This is a genomic window from Amycolatopsis echigonensis, from assembly GCF_014174495.1.
Lineage (GTDB): Bacteria > Actinomycetota > Actinomycetes > Mycobacteriales > Pseudonocardiaceae > Amycolatopsis > Amycolatopsis echigonensis.
This window is the reverse complement of sequence record NZ_JACJHR010000058.1, coordinates 17,310-34,180: the sequence shown is the minus strand read 5'-3', so window position 1 is coordinate 34,180 and position 16,871 is coordinate 17,310. Positions and strand designations below refer to the sequence as shown.

18 protein-coding genes are annotated in these 16,871 nt (G+C 69.6%); 12 read left to right on the top strand and 6 right to left on the bottom strand.

Features of this window, described 5'->3' with window-relative positions:
• Nucleotides 1-63 precede the first annotated feature (63 nt).
• Nucleotides 64-639 carry a TetR/AcrR family transcriptional regulator gene (locus H5411_RS31735; protein ID WP_183125947.1) on the top strand — a complete coding sequence of 192 codons (576 nt, stop codon included), beginning with the start codon at nucleotides 64-66 and terminating at the stop codon, nucleotides 637-639.
• Here the strand turns inward: H5411_RS31735 and H5411_RS31730 are convergent.
• Complete coding sequence (locus H5411_RS31730) at nucleotides 636-2,807, bottom strand: molybdopterin-containing oxidoreductase family protein (protein WP_183125946.1); 2,172 nt, start codon at nucleotides 2,805-2,807, stop codon at nucleotides 636-638. The two genes, H5411_RS31735 and H5411_RS31730, sit on opposite strands and share 4 nt — an antisense overlap.
• Nucleotides 2,808-2,889: 82 nt before the next feature.
• Here H5411_RS31730 and H5411_RS31725 point away from each other — a divergent pair, with 82 nt between their 5' ends.
• Nucleotides 2,890-4,425, top strand: a complete 1,536-nt coding sequence (locus tag H5411_RS31725) for an HD domain-containing phosphohydrolase (protein ID WP_183125945.1) — start codon at nucleotides 2,890-2,892, stop codon at nucleotides 4,423-4,425.
• A 54-nt stretch (nucleotides 4,426-4,479) separates the two neighbouring features.
• Nucleotides 4,480-4,884: a nuclear transport factor 2-like protein gene (locus H5411_RS31720; RefSeq protein WP_183125944.1), complete on the top strand. Its 405-nt coding sequence runs from the start codon at nucleotides 4,480-4,482 to the stop codon at nucleotides 4,882-4,884.
• 51 nt (nucleotides 4,885-4,935) lie between these two features.
• Here H5411_RS31720 and H5411_RS31715 read toward each other — a convergent pair whose 3' ends face one another.
• The gene (locus tag H5411_RS31715) at nucleotides 4,936-5,550 is read right to left on the bottom strand and encodes a VOC family protein (RefSeq protein WP_183125943.1); all 615 of its coding nucleotides are present in this window, start codon (nucleotides 5,548-5,550) and stop codon (nucleotides 4,936-4,938) included.
• 53 nt (nucleotides 5,551-5,603) lie between these two features.
• Nucleotides 5,604-6,011, bottom strand: a complete 408-nt coding sequence (locus tag H5411_RS31710; protein ID WP_101440702.1) for an MmcQ/YjbR family DNA-binding protein — start codon at nucleotides 6,009-6,011, stop codon at nucleotides 5,604-5,606.
• 49 nt (nucleotides 6,012-6,060) lie between these two features.
• On the opposite strand from H5411_RS31710, the gene H5411_RS31705 reads away from it, so the two are divergent.
• The 7 genes from H5411_RS31705 (at nucleotide 6,061) to H5411_RS31675 (ending at nucleotide 12,449) form a co-directional block, all read left to right on the top strand.
• Nucleotides 6,061-7,599, top strand: coding sequence for a PucR family transcriptional regulator (locus H5411_RS31705; protein WP_183125942.1), 1,539 nt, complete (start codon nucleotides 6,061-6,063; stop codon nucleotides 7,597-7,599).
• A 118-nt stretch (nucleotides 7,600-7,717) separates the two neighbouring features.
• Nucleotides 7,718-8,980 (top strand): NAD(P)/FAD-dependent oxidoreductase, encoded by a 1,263-nt coding sequence (locus tag H5411_RS31700; RefSeq protein WP_183125941.1) that lies wholly within the window; start codon nucleotides 7,718-7,720, stop codon nucleotides 8,978-8,980.
• Between the two features lie 7 nt (nucleotides 8,981-8,987).
• Nucleotides 8,988-9,164 (top strand): hypothetical protein, encoded by a 177-nt coding sequence (locus H5411_RS31695; RefSeq protein ID WP_183125940.1) that lies wholly within the window; start codon nucleotides 8,988-8,990, stop codon nucleotides 9,162-9,164.
• Between the two features lie 88 nt (nucleotides 9,165-9,252).
• Nucleotides 9,253-9,699, top strand: coding sequence for a GreA/GreB family elongation factor (locus tag H5411_RS31690; RefSeq protein ID WP_183125939.1), 447 nt, complete (start codon nucleotides 9,253-9,255; stop codon nucleotides 9,697-9,699).
• 28 nt (nucleotides 9,700-9,727) lie between these two features.
• Entirely contained in the window at nucleotides 9,728-9,958 is a 231-nt protein-coding gene (locus H5411_RS31685) for a hypothetical protein (protein ID WP_183125938.1), read from the top strand.
• A 1,079-nt stretch (nucleotides 9,959-11,037) separates the two neighbouring features.
• A complete protein-coding gene (locus H5411_RS31680; protein WP_183125937.1) occupies nucleotides 11,038-11,871 on the top strand; it encodes a choice-of-anchor P family protein in 834 nt (277 codons plus the stop codon).
• Nucleotides 11,868-12,449 (top strand): class F sortase, encoded by a 582-nt coding sequence (locus H5411_RS31675; RefSeq protein ID WP_101435099.1) that lies wholly within the window; start codon nucleotides 11,868-11,870, stop codon nucleotides 12,447-12,449. Before H5411_RS31680 ends, H5411_RS31675 begins: the two co-directional genes overlap by 4 nt.
• A 58-nt stretch (nucleotides 12,450-12,507) precedes the next feature.
• Here H5411_RS31675 and H5411_RS31670 read toward each other — a convergent pair whose 3' ends face one another.
• Entirely contained in the window at nucleotides 12,508-13,002 is a 495-nt protein-coding gene (locus tag H5411_RS31670; protein ID WP_183125936.1) for a MarR family transcriptional regulator, read from the bottom strand.
• A 41-nt stretch (nucleotides 13,003-13,043) separates the two neighbouring features.
• Nucleotides 13,044-13,295, bottom strand: a complete 252-nt coding sequence (locus tag H5411_RS31665; RefSeq protein WP_183125935.1) for a hypothetical protein — start codon at nucleotides 13,293-13,295, stop codon at nucleotides 13,044-13,046.
• A gap of 103 nt (nucleotides 13,296-13,398) precedes the next feature.
• Between H5411_RS31665 and H5411_RS31660 the strand changes: the two genes are divergently transcribed.
• Together H5411_RS31660 and H5411_RS31655 are read left to right on the top strand one after the other, a co-directional pair.
• Complete coding sequence (locus H5411_RS31660) at nucleotides 13,399-14,772, top strand: FAD-binding oxidoreductase (RefSeq protein ID WP_183125934.1); 1,374 nt, start codon at nucleotides 13,399-13,401, stop codon at nucleotides 14,770-14,772.
• A gap of 146 nt (nucleotides 14,773-14,918) precedes the next feature.
• Nucleotides 14,919-16,685: an MFS transporter gene (locus tag H5411_RS31655; RefSeq protein WP_101435095.1), complete on the top strand. Its 1,767-nt coding sequence runs from the start codon at nucleotides 14,919-14,921 to the stop codon at nucleotides 16,683-16,685.
• Here the strand turns inward: H5411_RS31655 and H5411_RS31650 are convergent.
• Nucleotides 16,651-16,866, bottom strand: coding sequence for a DUF1737 domain-containing protein (locus tag H5411_RS31650; protein WP_183125933.1), 216 nt, complete (start codon nucleotides 16,864-16,866; stop codon nucleotides 16,651-16,653). The two genes, H5411_RS31655 and H5411_RS31650, sit on opposite strands and share 35 nt — an antisense overlap.
• Nucleotides 16,867-16,871: the final 5 nt, after the last annotated feature.

Here is a 16,871-nt window from a genome sequence, read left to right as displayed (position 1 = left end):
AACCGATCAGTTCAAGATGAGTTAGGCTGGTCACGACGGCAGGGCTCACGAGAGGCGAACGCGATGGCCGGAAAGAAGCAGTTCGACATGGACGTCGTGCTCGACGCGGCGATGGTCCAATTCTGGCGAGCCGGGTACGCGGACACCTCGCTGGACGACCTCTCCAAGGCGACCGGATTGAACCGCAGCTCTATCTACTCTTCGCTCGGCGACAAGGATTCCCTGTACCTGCGCTGCCTGGACCGCTACGCCACCCGCTACGGAGAGAGGTACGAGCAAGCCCTGTCGAAGGCGGCGGAGGACCCGCTGCGGGCGATCCGGGAGTTCTTCGAAGTCACCCTGAACCGCATCGCCGACCCCGGCGTGCCGGATGGCTGCTTAGTCGCCCAGACCGCGATGGCGATACCGGTGCTGAGCCCGGACATCGCGGCGCGCGCGACCGAAGCTCTGGGCCTTCAGCGTGCGCGGCTGCGGACCGCCTTGCGCGCCGCGAAGGTGGCCGAGGCCGACGACTTCGCCGTTCATCTCGCGGCGGTCAATCAGTCGCTGGCCGTGATGAGCCGGGCGGGGACGAGTCCGAAACAGCTCCGCGCGATCGTCGACGTCAGCCTGAATGCCCTTTCGCAGACGCGGAACTAGCCGTCTTTGGCGATCTCGCAGAGGGAAGCGCGCAACGGCGAGCTGCCGCTGACCGGATCGCTCGGGCCTTGGCCCAGCACGAGGTTGAGGTTCGCGCTGCCGTCGCCGAACGGCGGATAGCCAGGCAGGCCGAGTTCACCGGCGGGCTGCCACCAGCCATGCTGTCCGCATACGACGTTCGGCCGCAGGTTGACGTTGAACTTCGCCTTGGCGCGGACGCTCCCCAACGGCATCTCCAGCCGCACCCAATCCCCGGCGCCGATTCCTCGGGCCGCGGCGGCTTCGGGATGCAGTTCGACGGCGGGTTCGGGCGCGGATTTGCGCAGGCTGGTGATTTCCCGATGCTGGGTTTCGCAGAAGAACAGCGACTTCGCGCAGGTGAGGATCAACGGGTACCGCGTCGCCAGATCCGGTCGGGACAGCGGGCTGATCGACGGTTCGGTGAAGGTCGGCAGCGGCGGATATCCGTGTTCCAGCAACGGTTGCGAGTACAACTCGACCAGGCCGGACGGCGTCCGGAAGCCGCGTTGTTCGTATTTGCGGTACACCGTTTCCAGCGGCAGCCGGATTCCTCCCGGTGCGGCGCGCAGCTGGTCGAGCGTGATACCGCTCGGCGCGAGTTGATGGAGCCAGGCCGACTCGATGTCTCCATTGAAGAACTGATGGCCCAGGCCGAGCGCGACGGCGAGATCGAAGACGATCCGCAGATCCGACCGGGCCTCGCCGCGTGCGGCGACCAACGGCTGTCGCAGTTGGACAGTCGACTGCGCGGCCTGGCTCGTCTCGAAACCGATCCGCAGCGCTTCGGCTTCCCACGCGCTTGCCGCGGGCAGCACGAGGTCCGCCTGCTCCGCCGTCGGGTTCAGGAACAAATCCGTGTGGACAAAGAAATCCAGTGCGCGGAGAGCGTCGCGGCCTCGTGCGCTTTCGCCGTGCGCCATGACCAGGTTGCCGCCGAAGTTGACCAGCGCCCGGGCCCGGTAGGGCACGCCGTCCAGCGCCGCGCGGTAGAAATCCTCGCCAGTGACGAACTCGAACCTCGCCGGACCGAGCGGACGCTCCTGCACCCCGATGGTCTTGGCGCGCTGTTCGGGCGCCAGCAGCTCCCGGCCGTCGACCGGGTTGGTCGGCACCGGCGTGAACAGCACGTTCCCGCCGGGTGCGTCGATGCATCCGGTGAGCGCGTAGAGCTGGCCGATCGCGCGGACGGTCTGGGTCGCGTTGCTGTGCTGCTCCAGCCCGCTCCAGGTGTAGAACGCGACCGGACGCTGCTCCCACAGCAGTCGAGCCGTGGCGACGATCTGGTCCGCGGGCACGCCGGTGATTTCCTCAGCGGTCTCGGGCGGGTACTTCGCGCACTCCTCGGCAATCAGGTCCCACACCCGCCGGGACTCGCCGACCGGTTGAGACGCGTTGGTCCACCGTTCGACGAACTCCTTGTCGTACCAACCGTTGTCGATCATCACGTGCGTGAGCGACAACGCCAGCGCCGCGTCCGTGCCCGGGCGGACGCGCAGCCACTGGTCGGCCTTGCTCGCCAGCCCGGCGCGCCGGGGATCGACCACGACGAGCTTGGCTCCGCGGCGCAGCGCGGCGGTGGTCGCGGTGGCGTGTGCGAGCCGGGAGACCGACGGGTTGTAGCCCCAGTAGAGGATGCACTGCGCGTTCTCGAGATCGGGCAGGTACGCGCCGGGGACCGGCTCGCCCCAGGTGTAGAGCGTGCCGAGGTGCCGGCCCCAGCCGCAGAGTTCCATGTAGACGGCGAAGTTGGGACTGCCGAAGGCGCGCCGGAGCCGGGTCAGCCATTCGATGGTGTCCGACATCGCCGACGTCGACGGCGAGGCGGTGCCGAACACCACCGCTTCCGGCCCCGATTCCTCCGCGATCGTCGTCAGCCGGGACGCGATCGTCGCCACTGCCTCGTCCCAGCTGATGCGCTCCCAGCCCGGGTCGGCCGCGCCTTTCGGAGCGGTGCGGCGAAGGGGATGGAGCAACCGGTCCCGATGCGCGACGATCTCCGGCGCGGCCTTGCCTTTGACACAGATCGCGGCACCGGTCGGATGGCCGGGCAGCGGACCGAGCGCGAGCAGCCGCCCGTCCTCGACCGTCGCGGTGGCCCCGCACTTCGACACGCACAGCGGGCAGAACGTCGGCACTTCGGTCGCCATCGCGCACCTCCGGACTCTGCCTGGAAGTCGGGACTGTGCGGTCCGGCGTAACAACCGGAATTTCAACGGCGACCTTCCCGGCGTGAGCAGAGCCGCGCCGGTGCGGTTGTCCGAATTGGTCGCCACGCTGTCTCTGGTGGCCGATCTCGGCATGGGCCGCCCGATGGAGCGCGTGCTGCGGCAGACCGTCATCGCCCTGCGACTGGCCGACGCGGCGGGTGCCGACGACAGCGTGCGCGCGGCGGCTTACTACACGTCGTTGCTGACCTGGGTGGGCTGCGCCGCCGACACCAGCGAACTGGCCGCCCTGTTCGGCGACGAGACCGAGCTGTATGCCGACAGTCACGACGGCGACCTCGCCGGGGTCGCGATGGCGATGTTCGTCTTGCGGCATCTCGGCCGGGGCGGTCCGCGACTCCGCCGCGCCGCGCTCGTCGGCCGGTTTCTCGCCACAGCCGGCCGGTCGGTGCAGCAGATCATGCAGGCGCACTGCCAAAGCGCGAGCGAACTGGCCGGACGGCTCGACCTCGGCGAGGACGTATGCCGTCCGTTGCTGCAGTCCTTCGAACGCTGGGACGGCCGCGGGGTCCCCGGTGACGCCGGCGGCGCGGACCTCGACCTGGCGATCCGGCTGGTCCAGCTCGCCGACAACGTCGAGGCTTTCCACGACACCGCGGGCGTCGACGGCGCGGTCGCCGTCGCCCGGGAACGCCGGGGCACCCAATTCGACCCGGCGCTGGTCGACTGCTTCCTGAACCACCGCGGCGACATCTTGGCCGGGCTGGACCGGATCAGGGCATGGGACGAGGTGATCGCCCTGGACCCGCGGCTCGGCGCGGCGTTGGCTGAGGACGAGCTCGACCGCGCCCTGCAGGCGTTCGCCGACTTCGCCGACCTCAAATCGCCGCCGCGGCTCGGGCATTCCCGCGGAGTCGCTTCGCTGGCCGCGGACGGCGCGACCCGGCTCGGCCTCCCCGCGCCGGACGTCCGGCTGGTCCGCCGCGCGGGCTGGGTGCACGACATCGGGATGATCGGGGTTCCGAGCGCGATCTGGAACGCGACCCAGCCGTGGACGCTCGCGCAGGCCGAACGTGCCCGCACGCATCCGTACCTGACCGAACGGATGCTCGCCGGAATGCCCGGCCTCGCCGCGGTCGCCCGCTGCGCGGCCCAGCACCACGAACGACTCGACGGTTCCGGCTACCCGCACGGACTTTCCGGCGACGCCCTGCCGATGACGTCGCGGGTCCTCGCCGCCGCCGACGTCTACCACGCGCTCGGCGAACCGCGCCCGCACCGCGCCGCGCTCGCTTCCGACGCGGCCGCGCGGCTGCTCACGTCCGAAGCCCACTCCGGACGCCTCGATGCCGATGCGGTGAGCGCGGTTCTGGTTGCGGCGGGGCAACGAGTCCGCCGCACGCCGGCCGGGTTGACCGCCCGGGAGACCGAGGTCCTGCTGCACCTGGCTCGCGGGCTGTCGAATCCGGAGATCGCCGCCGCGCTCACTGTTTCCCGAAAGACGGTTTCGACGCATCTGGAACACATCTACGCGAAACTCGGCGTGACGACCCGGACGCAGGCCGCGCTCGTCGCGATGCACCGCGGTCTGACCGGGTGAAAGATCGGGCAGTTACCCGATCCGGCGGCTTGGGTCGAGCCGTAAACCTGAGGCATGACCACACAACTCCAGGCCTCCCGCATCTCCCGGGCGGGCGCCTTCATCGAAGCATTGAGCAGGCAGGATTTCGCGCGGATGTCGTCCGCAATGGACAGTGCGGTGGAGCTGACGGCCTTGTTGCCGCCGGGATTGCGCGAGTTCCACGGACCGGCCGAGATCACCGCCGCGTTCACCCACTGGTTCGGCGAGGTCGACGATTTCGAACTCGCCGAGGGCGAGGTGGACCGGGTCGGCCCGCGCCTGCACCTGCGCTGGCGAGCGCGAGTGCGCGCGGAACGGCTCGGCGACGGCTGGTTCGCGGTGGAACAACAGGCGTATGTAGACGATGACGCGGACGGGCGGTTTTCGCGGATGGTGCTGCTGTGTTCCGGCTATTGCCCGGAGGACGGGGCTCGTTGAACGCCGGTTACCTTCTAGTGAGTTTGTCCCGGTTCTAACCGGGACAAACACTCACGAGGCCAGAACCGAAGTCTCCCAAGCGAATCCGTCCGGGTCCGTGATCCGTCCGGCGTTCCCGCCGATGGTCAGGAGATGCGAGCCCGAACCCGCCTCCGGCACCCCGGCGTCCTTCGCCAGCGCCTTCCGGCCGTAAAGGGCCAGCTTGATCGGGCTGGTCTCGAATTCCACATACTTGCGCCCGTAGCTCTTGCCGACCGCGAGCCCGTGCGAGACGTAGAACTGTTTGGTCGCCGCCACATCCGACGCGCCCAGCAGCAACACCATCTGGTCGTATTCCCGGACCCCCGCGCCGGAGTCCTTCTTCGTGGACGTCGCGACCTTCCAGATCGCGCCGTCCGGGGCCTGCACCACTCCGCCGAAACCCCAGAACGACTTAGCGGCCGGTTTCAGGGAAGTAGCGCCCGCGGCGAGAGCGGCGTCCAGGTAAGCGACGGCGTTGGCCGGCTGGGAAACGGTGAGCGACAAGGTAAATCCGCGGAAGCCGGTGCTCGGCGCGGTGGCCTGCCGGAAGCGGAGACGGTCGCCCAGACCGAACGCGGCGGTGTAGAAGCGTTCGGCGGCGGCGACATCGGGAACGTCCAGGGTGACGAAGTCGAAGGAAGTCATGCCGTAAACGCTAAGTCGGGCGCCAGCCCGGATGCTTCTTGATTCCTGATCGCTTACCGAGACCGGTTCCCCGCCAGCCACGCCTCGCGACGGCGCGGTGACGCACGGGACAGCCAGGCGTCCTCGACGACCTCGGCCAGCTCCTGCCGCGTCAGTTCGCCGAGGCGGGAGGCGCGGACCAGCACCGACAGGTGGCCGTTGAAGTGCGGGGTGGTGAAAAACGGGCTGTCCGGGTCCTGGACCAGCGCCTGCTTGTCCGATTCGGACGGCACCCAGAACACGATCACGTCCGGATACCGTTCGCCGGTTTCCGGGTCGAAGGCGTCCGGCCGCGGTGTCCGGAAGAACACGAACGATTTGCCGCCGACCTGGTAGACGGGGTTCTCCTGCGAGCCGCGCACCACCGTGACGTGGGGCATCCCCAGCGCCAGCTCGTGCACGTCCTCGACCCGCGCCCGCATGACCTGCACGATACGACTCCGGGCGCGCCGCGTCAGGTATGAACAGGGCATGGTCACGCTGGATCGGCTCGTCAACGTCCTCGGCGGGTACGGCGCGCGGTTGTGCTGCTGTCCCGTCGCGCGCGAGGCGGCGTTGCGGGACGTGGTGATGGACGACCCCGCCGATCCGCGCGGGCTGCGCGGCGACGTTTACCTGGCGGTGGGCGTCGAATCGATGCTGGAAGCCATCGAACGGGCCACCTCGGCGCGGGCGTCGGTCGTGTTGGTGCGGGGAGCAACGCCGCCGGGGCCGGAGGAGGTCGCGCAAGCGGAGAACGGCCCGGTCGCGGTGCTGCTCGTCGACCCGGAAGTGTCGTGGGGCCAGCTCGCGGGTGTGGTTTACGGCCTGGTGCTCGAAGGGCGCGAGACGGAATCCGGCCGCGGCCCGACTGACCTGTTCGCGCTGGCCGACAGCCTCGCCGACGCACTCGGCAGCGCGGTCACCATCGAGGACCAGCTGTCTCGGGTGCTCGCGTACTCCAGCCGTCAGCAGGGCGCGGACCGGGTGCGGCTGGAGACGATCCTCGGGCGGCGAGTGCCGGACCAGGTGCGCGACCTGTTCGAGCGCCGCGGAGTGTTCGCGCATCTCGCCGTTTCGGACGAGCCGTTGTTCGTCGAACCCGATCCCGAGCACGGGCTCACCGGACGCATGGTCGTCGCGGTCCGGGCCGGGCGCGAGACGCTCGGGTCGATCTGGGTCGAATGCGAGGAGCCGCTGTCGGACGTCCGGCGCACTGTCCTGCACGACAGTTCCCGCACGGTCGGGCTGCATTTGCTGCGGTCACGGGCGAGTGCTGACCTCGAACGGCAGGTCGAGTCGGACCTGGTGATCCGGCTGCTGGAAGGCACTCCGGACGCGGCGGCCGTGCTGAGCAGGCTGGGCTTGCCGCCCGGGCGGTTCCGCGTGGTCGCGCTCCAGGCGCACATCGCCGACGAACGGCACGCCGCGCTGTTGCTCGCGTTCGAGCGCGCGACCACCGGGTTCGGCTGGTCGCGGCCGGGCCGGAGCACGTTGTTCAGCAACACCGTCTACACCGTCCTGCCCGGCGAGGACGTCGAGACCGCCCGCGCGTGGATCGACGGGATCCGCGACGCGTTGCCCGCGCACGTCACGGTCGCGGCCGGCATCGGCGCGCCCGCGTCCACCGCGGATTTGCCCGCCAGCAGGCGGGAATCCGACGAGTGCCTCGCGCTGCACGACGTCCGTCCGAAACCCGGCGCGACCGTCGCGTACGACGAGTCCTGGGACGACATCCTGATCCTCCGCCTGCGCGCGGCGGCGGCAGCGGGACGAGCCCCGGCCCGCGGTCCCATCGCGGACCTGGCCAGGCATGACGCGGCCCACTCGACCAGCTACGTCGCGACCCTGCGCGCGTGGCTCGAGACCCAAGGCGACCTCACCGAAGCGGCCGAACGGCTCGGCGTGCACCCCAACACCATCCGCTACCGGCTGCGGAAGATGGCCGACGTGACGCCGCTGCGGCTCGATCTGCCCGCGAAGCGGCTGGCGATGATCATCGAGCTGGCCGTCGCCGATCCGCAGGATTGACCGATCCGGACAAACCGGCCTGCCCCGTTTGGCCGAACTCGACAAAGACCGGCCGCCGGATCCGGGTCATCCTGGCCGCAGCAGCACCACCAGCGGCACGGCTTCGGCGGAGGAACACATGGGCGATCTCGACCGGTTGGACGGCGGACCGCGTTCGGCGATCGTGGTCGGCGCGGGCATCGTCGGCTTGTCGACTGCCTGGTTCCTGCAGGAACGCGGTGTGCGGGTGACGGTCGTCGACCGCGAGGGCATCGCGGCGGGCTCGTCGTGGGGCAATGCCGGTTGGCTTTCGCCCGGGTTGTCGATTCCGCTCAACGAACCCGCCGTCCTCCGCTACGGCCTGCGCACCCTGCTCGACCGGCAGGCACCGCTGCACGTCCCGGCCAGCCCGGACCCGCGGCTGTGGCAGTTCCTGGCCCGTTTCGCGGCGAACTGCACGCACCGGTCCTGGACCCGGGCAGTGCGCGCGAACCTGCCGTTCAACGAGGAATGCCTTGAAGCGTTTGACATCCTGACCGCGAACGGCGTGGAAGCACCGACCGTCGACGCGCCCATCACCGCCCTCTTCGAGACCTCCGCGAAAGCGCAAACGCTGGTCAAGGAGCTGGACCGGCTCGGCGACGCCGGCCAGAAGGTGTCCTGGACCCAGCTCGCCGGACCGGAACTGCGGGAGCATTTCCCGCAGGTCACCGACCGGATCGGGGCCGGCCTCCGGATCGACGGCCAGCGCTATGTCGACCCGGGCCGGTTCGTCGAATCGCTGGCCCGCGCGGTGGTCAGCCGCGGTGGCACGATCCGGCATCGGTTCGAGGTCGCCGCGATCCGCCGGCACGAGTACGCCTACACCGTGCTGTCGGCGAACGGGCAGACCGTCAACGCCAACGCCGTCGTGCTCGCCACCGGCGCGTGGCTGGGCGAACTGGCGCAGAAGTGGGGCGTACGCGTCCCGGTGCGCGCCGGCCGCGGGTACTCCTTCACCGTGCCGACCGACGAGCCGGTGCCGGGCCCGATGTACCTGCCGGACATCCGGGTCGCGTGCACGCCGTACCAAGGCGGGCTGCGGGTGGCCGGGACGATGGAGTTCCGCAAGCCGGACGACCCGCTGTACCCGGCGCGCGTCGACGCGATCGTCGCCTCGGCCCGGCCGCTGCTCAAGGGCCTGCGCTGGGACCAGCGCACCGACGCCTGGGTCGGTTCGCGCCCGGTCAGCGCCGACGGGCGGCCGGTGATCGGCCAGACCGGCGCGCCGGGGATGTACGTCGCGGGCGGGCACGGCATGTGGGGCCTGTCCCACGGCGCGATCACCGGGAAGCTGCTCGCCGAGCAGATCGTCACCGGCAGGCAGCCCGAAGCGCTGCGGCCGTTCGACCCGCTGCGGTGACCCGCGCATGTCCGCCGAGCCCGTGGGGCAGCCGCTGAGCGAGGACGAGCACGCGGAACTGCTCTTCCTCCGCGCGGAGAACGCCTTGCTGCGCACCGAAAGAGACATCCTGGTGAAAGCGGCGGGCTGGTTCGCCGCCGACGCCGGCGTGCTCGACCGCCGCACCGAGCCCGAGCCCCGCTGACCGCCGCGGGACTCCTCGAAAGTCCGTGGGGGCCGGAAGCCTCCCGCTTGCCCGGCCCCCACGGACGTCCTCCGAAAGGCACCCCTTCATGTCGACGACCTCTTCGCGTCCCTGGCTGACCGCCGACGCGCACGCCCGCCTCGTCGCGGAACTCGCCGCCCTGCGACGCGAACCCGACTTCGGTGACGAAGACCGTTTCGTGCGCGACCAGCACCGTCAGGCACGGATCCGGCAACTGGAAGACCTGCTGCACAACGCCGTCGTCGGCGAGGACCCGCCCGACGACGGGATCGCCGAGCCCGGGATGGTTCTGACCGTCCGCTACGACGACGGAAGCACCGATACATTCCTGCTGGCCGCGCGCGACGAGGTCGGGACCGGCATCGAGGTCTGCTCGCCGGACTCACCGCTCGGGCGGGCGCTGCACGGCGCCAAACCGGGGGAGCGACGGGAGTACGAGGTGCCCAGCGGCGCGCTCGTGCGCGTCACCCTGGTCGAGGCTTATCCGTACGGGCGCTATCAGAGCCACGGCTGACGTCCGGTTCGCGATTATCCTGGCAGGTGTGACCGACGAAGAGCTCATCATCGAGTTCGCCCTCGCCCGGCTCGACAACCCGAGCCTCGACCTCGAGGAGGTCGCGGCTCTCCTCGTCCGCCGCGTGGGACCGGACCAGATGCTCGGCTTCGCCGCGCGCAACCTCGAGACGCGCGGCGAACTGCGCGGCGCGATGTTCGAGTCGGCCGTCGAACACGTCTTACGGGTCGTCCTGACCCTGCGCGGTCCGGCTGACTGAGCCGTGGTCAACGCCTGCTCTTGACCGTGGACAGCGATCGGTTGAGGGCAAAACGGACGGCGCGCTGGGATGAGCGCAGAACCGGCGGGCTGGCCGGGGTTGCGCCGCCCCTGGCTCCCGTTTCTGGTGCGCGTTCTTGGACCTGAAGCGGGAAGCGGGGGACCCGTCCTACTACCGCATGCGCACGGAAGTCGGTGTGGCGGCGTCGAAATCCGCTCTGTCGGCAGCGACGCGAGTGGCCCAGCGCACTGGGCAGGAGCGGTCGAAGGGTGGCTGAAGAACACCGGCTCGGTCCCGTGGTGCCGCTGTCTGCAGGTCGCGGGCGGCACCACGGTGCTGTGCCCGTCGCCGCCGCGCGTGCCGGTTCCGGATGTCGAACCGGGGCAGCTGGTCGAGATGAGCGTCCCGGCGACGCCGACCGGCACCGGCGTCTGCCGCGTGCTGTGGAAGATGGTCGACGAACGGGGCGCGCGCCGGGGTTTCCGGACCGGAACGGGATTTTCTCTCAGGTCACCGGCACCGTGGAGTGGCCGAGGAAGCGCCAGAACGCGCCCGGAGTCCTTTTCGGACTGTCCGCAATCGCGCATTGTCCCTGGTCACCGACGTGGGAAAGAGAACCGTACCCTTTTTCCCGTTCGCTCGTTCAGCTCCCGCTGATTCCATTGTGGACAATTTCCGTCCGCGCGGGCGCCGGTTGCGGGACGAATTGGCGAACCGTGGAATGGTTGCCGTACTGTCGTAGCGGTCACATTACGGCGGGTGCCCGGTGGGAACCCTCCGAAGGATCACCCCTCTGGGTGGAGCGCGGGGCAATCCGCCATCGGGGCCCCGGTTCCGGTAGCTCAGCGTGAGATAGCGGCCGGGAGGCCGCCGCGTTACATCACTCTTTAGTGGTGAAATTGCGATAATTGTGGTCACTGAACCGTCGGGTGGGCGCTCTGTGCGACGGATCTTGCTTTGCGTTTCCCGGGCGGCTTGATAATGTCGCGGCCTGCCGGTGACCGACAGTTGTGCTCGGTCGCGCGTGGATTCGGGGATCCGTGCGGCGGCTTCATTCTTGATGTTCGGAAGGACAATTCATGCGTTCTGCCCTGCTGCGCGGACGGACCGTCGCGGTCGCCGTGCCCGCGCTGGCTTTGCTCGCCACCGCCGTCGCCCCGTCGGCGTTCGCCGCCCAGTCGCCCGCCGGCTCGGCTTACGGCGCGTCGGCGTCGGTCTCGCTCCTGCCCGGCGTGCTCGGCGGCAAGGGGATCACGGTCGACACCGGCAAGCTCGCGTCCTCCTCGACCGAGGGCCAGGCGTCCGCTCAGGTGGCGGACGTGCCGCTGAAGGGCCTCGTCACGGCGACTGCGATCAGCAGCTCCTCGAAGCAGGACGGCAGCAGCGGCCCGGTCGACGCGAAGGCCTCGATCGTCGACGCCGCGCTCCCGGTGCTCGCCCCGCTCGCCGGCTCCACCCCCACGGCCCGCGTGATCAGCTCCGAGTGCAAGTCCACTCCGGACGGCATCACCGCCTCGGCCGATCTGGCCGACCTCAACCTCGGCAAGATCGGCAAGCTCAAGCTCCCGGTCTCGGCCAACCCGAACCAGAAGCTCGGCATCGACGGCGTGGTGCAGGTGATCGTCAACGAGCAGATCAAGCACTCCGACGGCAGCCTCACCGTGAACGCGCTGCACATCAAGCTCCTCGGCGGCGACGTCACCGGCGCGCTCGGCAAGGGCGACATCGTCCTCGCCTCGGCCACCTGCGCCAAGGTCGCGGGCAACCCGACCACCGCGCCGCCGACCACCCAGCCCACCGAGCCGAGCAAGCCGGGCACCCCGCCCGCGCAGGGCCCCGGCCAGGTCAAGGTCGTGCCGGTCGGCGCGCCGGAGACCGGCGACGGCACGCTGGCCGCGGTGACCGCCCGGTGACGCGTTCCCGGTTCGGGCTTTTCGCGCTCCTGCTGGCTTTCGTCGCGAACTTCGCCCTGCTGGGCTGCGGTTCGGCGGATACCCCGCCCGCCGCGGCCCCGGCGAGTTCCGCGGCGGCCGTGCAGGACGTCGCGGACCCGGTCTCGCTCGACGTTCCCAGCATCGACGCGCATTCGTCGCTGGTGCCGCTCGGCCTCAACGACGACAAGACCGTCCAGGTGCCGCCGGTGGACCAGCCGCTGCAGGCGGGCTGGTACCACTTCGGCCCCAAACCGGGCCAGGTCGGACCGGCGGTCGTCCTCGGCCACATCGACGGCAACCACCAGAAGGGCATTTTCTGGCGGCTGCACGAGATGAAGAAGGGCGACAAGGTCCTGATCGGGCGCAAGGACGGGTCGAAGGCCTCGTTCACGGTGACCAAGGTGGATCAGATCGCGAAGAAGACGTTCCCCACCGAGGCCGTCTACGGCAACACCGCCGACTCGGAGATCCGCCTGATCACCTGCGGCGGCGCGTTCGACGCCGAAAAGAAGAGCTATCTCGACAACATCATCGTGTACGGCACGCTCGACAGCTGAGCGACTGGTACCGGGGCCTCGTCGTTTCGCGCTCGGGCGAAGCGGCGGGGCCCTTCTGTCATTCCGCGGAGAGTTCGTCGGTCGCGGCCCGGCCCGCTTCGGCGGTGCGGCGCAGGAATCCGGCGATCAGCACGAGTTCGTCTTCGGTGTAGCCGGCGCACAGTTCGTCCATCGCCGAGTTCATCCCGCCGTACACGCGGAACAGTTCCAGCGTGCGTCCCGGCACCGCCCGCACGGTGACCGCGCGCCGGTCGGCCGCGTCGGGATCGCGTTCCCGCACCACCCATCCGCCGCGCTGCAGGCGGTCGAGGATGCCGGTCACGGTCGCCGGGTGCAGGCCCGCGCGGCGGGCGAGCGCGCTCGGGCTCAGCGGTCCGCCGGTCGAGATCAGTTCGAGGCAGTCGAGGTCGACGTCCTTGAGGTTCAGCCGTCCGCCGACCTGATGGTTCAGCAGCGACAGCTGATTGCGCAGTTCCCGCAGCGACTCCTTGAGGGCCACTGTGGTGCGCCGCCTGCGCCGCGCCGACTCCGTTCCGGATGCTCCGGACGCCATCTGCTCCGCCCTCCCGTTTCTCGCTGGTCAGCGTAGCCGGGTCAGGCAGCGGCGAGCAGCGCTTCCCCGGCCGGCGTCAGCACGGCGGGCACCGGCTGCCCGAACGGCCCCGATTCCTTCGCACGCAGCAGACCGGCGTGCGCCAGTGCGTGCGCGGTGAACTGGTCGCTGCACGGCAGGCCGTCCACGAACAGATCCGGCTCGCAACTGCAGGTCAGCCGTCCGCGCCCGGCGGCGACGGCACGCAGCATCGAGATCCCGCGACGGGTGACGGTGGTGACGGTGCTGTCCATGGCTGCCTCCTCGAAGCTCGCTCTCACTGATACGTCGAACGAGCAGCCCGGATTTCGACCTAACCTGACGGGGAAAGCACACCGGAACAACGCGGGAGCCCCCATGCTGATCGACGACCTGCACACCGTCCTGCCGGACGACCGGATCGTGCGGGATCCCGACGTGCTGCGCAGCTACGCGCACGACGAGGCGGAGTGGGCCCCGTACGGCGAACCTGCGGTTCTGGTCCGCCCGCGCACGGCGGACGAGGTGCAGGCGATCGTGCGGCAGTGCCTCAAACACGGCACGCCGGTGGTGCCGCGCGGCGCGGGGACCGGACTGTCCGGCGGCGCGAACGCGCTGGGCGGATGCGTCGTGCTGGCGACCGACCGGATGACCGCGGTCAAGGAGATCGACCCGGTGGAACGGCTCGCCGTCGTCGAACCCGGCGTGGTCAACGACGATCTGCGCGCGGCGTGTGCGGAACACGGGCTGTGGTACCCGCCGGACCCGGCCAGCTCGCCGTGGTCGACCATCGGCGGCAATGTCGCGACCAACGCGGGCGGCGTGTGCTGCGTGAAGTACGGCGTGACGCGCGACTACGTGCTCGGGCTGCAGGTCGTCACCGGCACCGGCGAACTCGTCCGGCTCGGCCGCCGTACGGCCAAGGGCGTGGCCGGCTACGACCTCGCCGGGCTGATGGTCGGATCGGAGGGAACGCTCGGCGTCATCACCGAAATCACCGTGCGGCTCCGGGCGAAACGCGCACCGGAGGCGACCGTCGCCGGGTACTTCGACTCGACGGTCGCGGCGGGGGAGGCGGCAGCGGCGATCCGGGCGGCCGGGATCGTGCCCTCGGCGCTGGAGCTGGTGGACCGGCATTGCCTGGCCGCGGTGGACGCCTGGAAGAACATGGGCTTGTCCGCCGACGCGAACGTCGTGCTGCTCGGCCGCAGCGACGTGCCGGGCGGGCAGGAGGCCGCGGTGATGGTGGAGTGCTTCGAAAAAGCGGGCGCGACCTGGGCCGCGCAGTCGACCGACGAGGCCGAAGCGGACGCGCTCTTCGCTGCCCGGCGGCTGGCGTACCCGGCGCTCGAACGGCTCGGCCCGGTGCTCACCGAGGACGTCTGCGTGCCGACGCATTTGGTGCCGGAAATGCTCGCCCGGATCGATCTGGCGGCGCAGCGGCATAATACGCAAATCGCCAATATCGCGCATATCGGCGACGGAAATCTGCATCCGCTGCTGATTACGCCGAGCGGGGACGACGACGCGCAGCGCCGCGCGCAGGCCGCGTTCGACGACATCGTCGCCGACGCGCTCGAACTCGGGGGGACGGTGACCGGCGAGCACGGCGTCGGCCTGCTGAAGCGGCCCGGGCTCGAGAAAGAGCTGGGACCGGCGGTGCTCGACCTGCACCGCGCGGTCAAGAACGCCCTCGACCCGCACGGGATCCTCAATCCCGGAAAGGTCGTCGGCGGTCCCGTCCAGCGGTAACTCGACCGAGTGAAAGTAAACAGTCCACAAAGGATAGTCATCCGTTTGTGACCCTTGTCTCCCAGTCGTTTTCATTTGTTGGTTGCCTACCGCAAGCAACTTGCTTAGCCTAGCTAAGGGAACAGCTGAGAGAGGGGTTTTCGACAGTGGCGGAGCGCAGGACGTACTCGATCGCGGAACTCGGTCCGCGGTACAAGTGGATCGCGCTGTCCAACACGACGCTCGGGATGCTGATCGCGACGATCAACTCCTCCATCGTGCTGATCGCGCTGCCCGACATCTTCAAGGGCATCGGCATCAACCCGCTGGAACCGTCGAACACCAGCTACCTGCTGTGGATGATCATGGGCTTCCTCGTGGTCACCGCGGTGCTGGTGGTGGCGTTCGGCAGGCTCGGCGACATGTACGGCCGGGCCAGGATGTACAACCTCGGCTTCGCCGTGTTCACCGTTTCCTCGATCATGCTGGCGATCACCTGGTTCGGCGGAGACGCGGCCGCGCTGTGGCTGATCGGCTGGCGGATCGTGCAGGGGGTCGGCGGCGCGTTCCTGATGGCGAACTCGTCGGCCATCCTCACCGACGCCTTCCCGGCCAACCAGCGCGGGCTCGCGCTCGGCATGAACGGCGTCGCGGCCATCGCGGGCTCGTTCCTCGGCCTCGTGGTCGGCGGCGTGCTCGCACCGGTGAACTGGAACCTGATTTTCCTCGTCTCGGTGCCGTTCGGCCTCATCGGCACGGTGTGGGCGTACGTCAAACTGCACGACACCGGCGTCCGTCAGCACGCGAAGATGGACTGGTGGGGCAACATCACCTTCGCCGCGGGCCTGATCGCGGTGCTGGTGGGCATCACCTACGGAATCCAGCCGTACGGCACTTCGCAGACCGGCTGGGGCAGCCCGATGGTGCTGTCCTGCCTGATCGGCGGGGCCGCGGTGCTGATCGCGTTCGTCGTGATCGAGACGAAGGTGCCGAACCCGCTGTTCCGGCTGTCGCTGTTCCGGATCCGCTCGTTCAGCTGGGGCAACCTGGCGAACCTGACGGCGTCGCTCGGCCGCGGCGGGCTGCAGTTCGTGCTGATCATCTGGCTGCAGGGAATCTGGTTGCCGCAGCACGGTTTCACCTTCGAGCAGACGCCGCTGTGGGCCGGGATCTACATGCTGCCGCTGACCATCGGCTTCCTGGTGGCCGCGCCGACGTCCGGCGTCCTGTCCGACCGGATCGGCAGCCGCGCGCTCGCCTCCGGCGGCCTCGTCATCACCGCGGCGACCTTCCTCCTGCTGACGCTGCTGCCGGTGAACTTCGACTACTGGGCGTTCGCCGGGATCCTGCTGCTCAACGGCATCGGCATGGGCATGTTCTCCTCGCCGAACCGGGCCGAGGTGATGAACAGCCTGCCCGCCGACGCGCGAGGGTCCGGCGCGGGCATGATGACGACCTTCCAGAACGCGGCGATGGTGCTGTCGATCGGCTTCTTCTTCAGCCTGATCATCGCCGGTCTGTCGGACCACCTGCCGGTCGCGATGTCGCAGGGCCTGACCGAACACGGCGTCCCCGCGGCGGCCGCGCAACAGGTCGCCCACCTGCCGGCGGTCGCGGTGCTGTTCGCGGCGTTCCTCGGCTACAACCCGATCCAGCAGCTGCTGGGCGGCCAGCTCGCACACCTGCCCGCGGACCAGGCGAACTTCCTGACCGGACGCAGCTTCTTCCCGAACCTGATCTCGGGCCCGTTCCAGGACGGCCTCGCGGTGGCGTTCGGCTTCGCGATCGTGGTGTGCCTGATCGGCGCGGTGGCGTCGCTGCTGACGAAGGACAAGAAGAAGTCGTCGGAGTCGGTGGGCGAGGAACTGGCCGCGGTGGCCGGGGAATCCGGTGGCGGCCCTAGCGAGCTGGTTTCTCCGCGGAGCGACCGCTAGCCCCTTCCGGCCACAGCAAGGCCTGAGCGACGATCACGTTCTCGCCGTTGAAGGTCAATGCGGGGCCCTCGTGCAGGCGGTAGCCGAGCGCGAGGGCTTCGCTGACCCGGCGGCAGAAGGCGGCGTCGTCGGGGCCGGTGAGGACTCGGTAGACGGGCAGCCCGTCCGGGGGTGTGCTCATGCCGG

What these genes read in the sequence shown, in the direction of transcription:
- H5411_RS31735 (WP_183125947.1), top strand. Translation starts at nt 64, where the DNA reads ATGGCCGGAAAGAAGCAGTTCGACATGGACGTCGTGCTCGACGCGGCG.
- H5411_RS31730 (WP_183125946.1), bottom strand. Translation starts at nt 2,807, where the DNA reads ATGGCGACCGAAGTGCCGACGTTCTGCCCGCTGTGCGTGTCGAAGTGC.
- H5411_RS31720 (WP_183125944.1), top strand. Translation starts at nt 4,480, where the DNA reads ATGACCACACAACTCCAGGCCTCCCGCATCTCCCGGGCGGGCGCCTTC.
- H5411_RS31715 (WP_183125943.1), bottom strand. Translation starts at nt 5,550, where the DNA reads ATGACTTCCTTCGACTTCGTCACCCTGGACGTTCCCGATGTCGCCGCC.
- H5411_RS31710 (WP_101440702.1), bottom strand. Translation starts at nt 6,011, where the DNA reads ATGCGGGCGCGGGTCGAGGACGTGCACGAGCTGGCGCTGGGGATGCCC.
- H5411_RS31705 (WP_183125942.1), top strand. Translation starts at nt 6,061, where the DNA reads ATGGTCACGCTGGATCGGCTCGTCAACGTCCTCGGCGGGTACGGCGCG.
- H5411_RS31700 (WP_183125941.1), top strand. Translation starts at nt 7,718, where the DNA reads ATGGGCGATCTCGACCGGTTGGACGGCGGACCGCGTTCGGCGATCGTG.
- H5411_RS31695 (WP_183125940.1), top strand. Translation starts at nt 8,988, where the DNA reads ATGTCCGCCGAGCCCGTGGGGCAGCCGCTGAGCGAGGACGAGCACGCG.
- H5411_RS31690 (WP_183125939.1), top strand. Translation starts at nt 9,253, where the DNA reads ATGTCGACGACCTCTTCGCGTCCCTGGCTGACCGCCGACGCGCACGCC.
- H5411_RS31680 (WP_183125937.1), top strand. Translation starts at nt 11,038, where the DNA reads ATGCGTTCTGCCCTGCTGCGCGGACGGACCGTCGCGGTCGCCGTGCCC.
- H5411_RS31670 (WP_183125936.1), bottom strand. Translation starts at nt 13,002, where the DNA reads ATGGCGTCCGGAGCATCCGGAACGGAGTCGGCGCGGCGCAGGCGGCGC.
- H5411_RS31665 (WP_183125935.1), bottom strand. Translation starts at nt 13,295, where the DNA reads ATGGACAGCACCGTCACCACCGTCACCCGTCGCGGGATCTCGATGCTG.
- H5411_RS31660 (WP_183125934.1), top strand. Translation starts at nt 13,399, where the DNA reads ATGCTGATCGACGACCTGCACACCGTCCTGCCGGACGACCGGATCGTG.
- H5411_RS31650 (WP_183125933.1), bottom strand. Translation starts at nt 16,866, where the DNA reads ATGAGCACACCCCCGGACGGGCTGCCCGTCTACCGAGTCCTCACCGGC.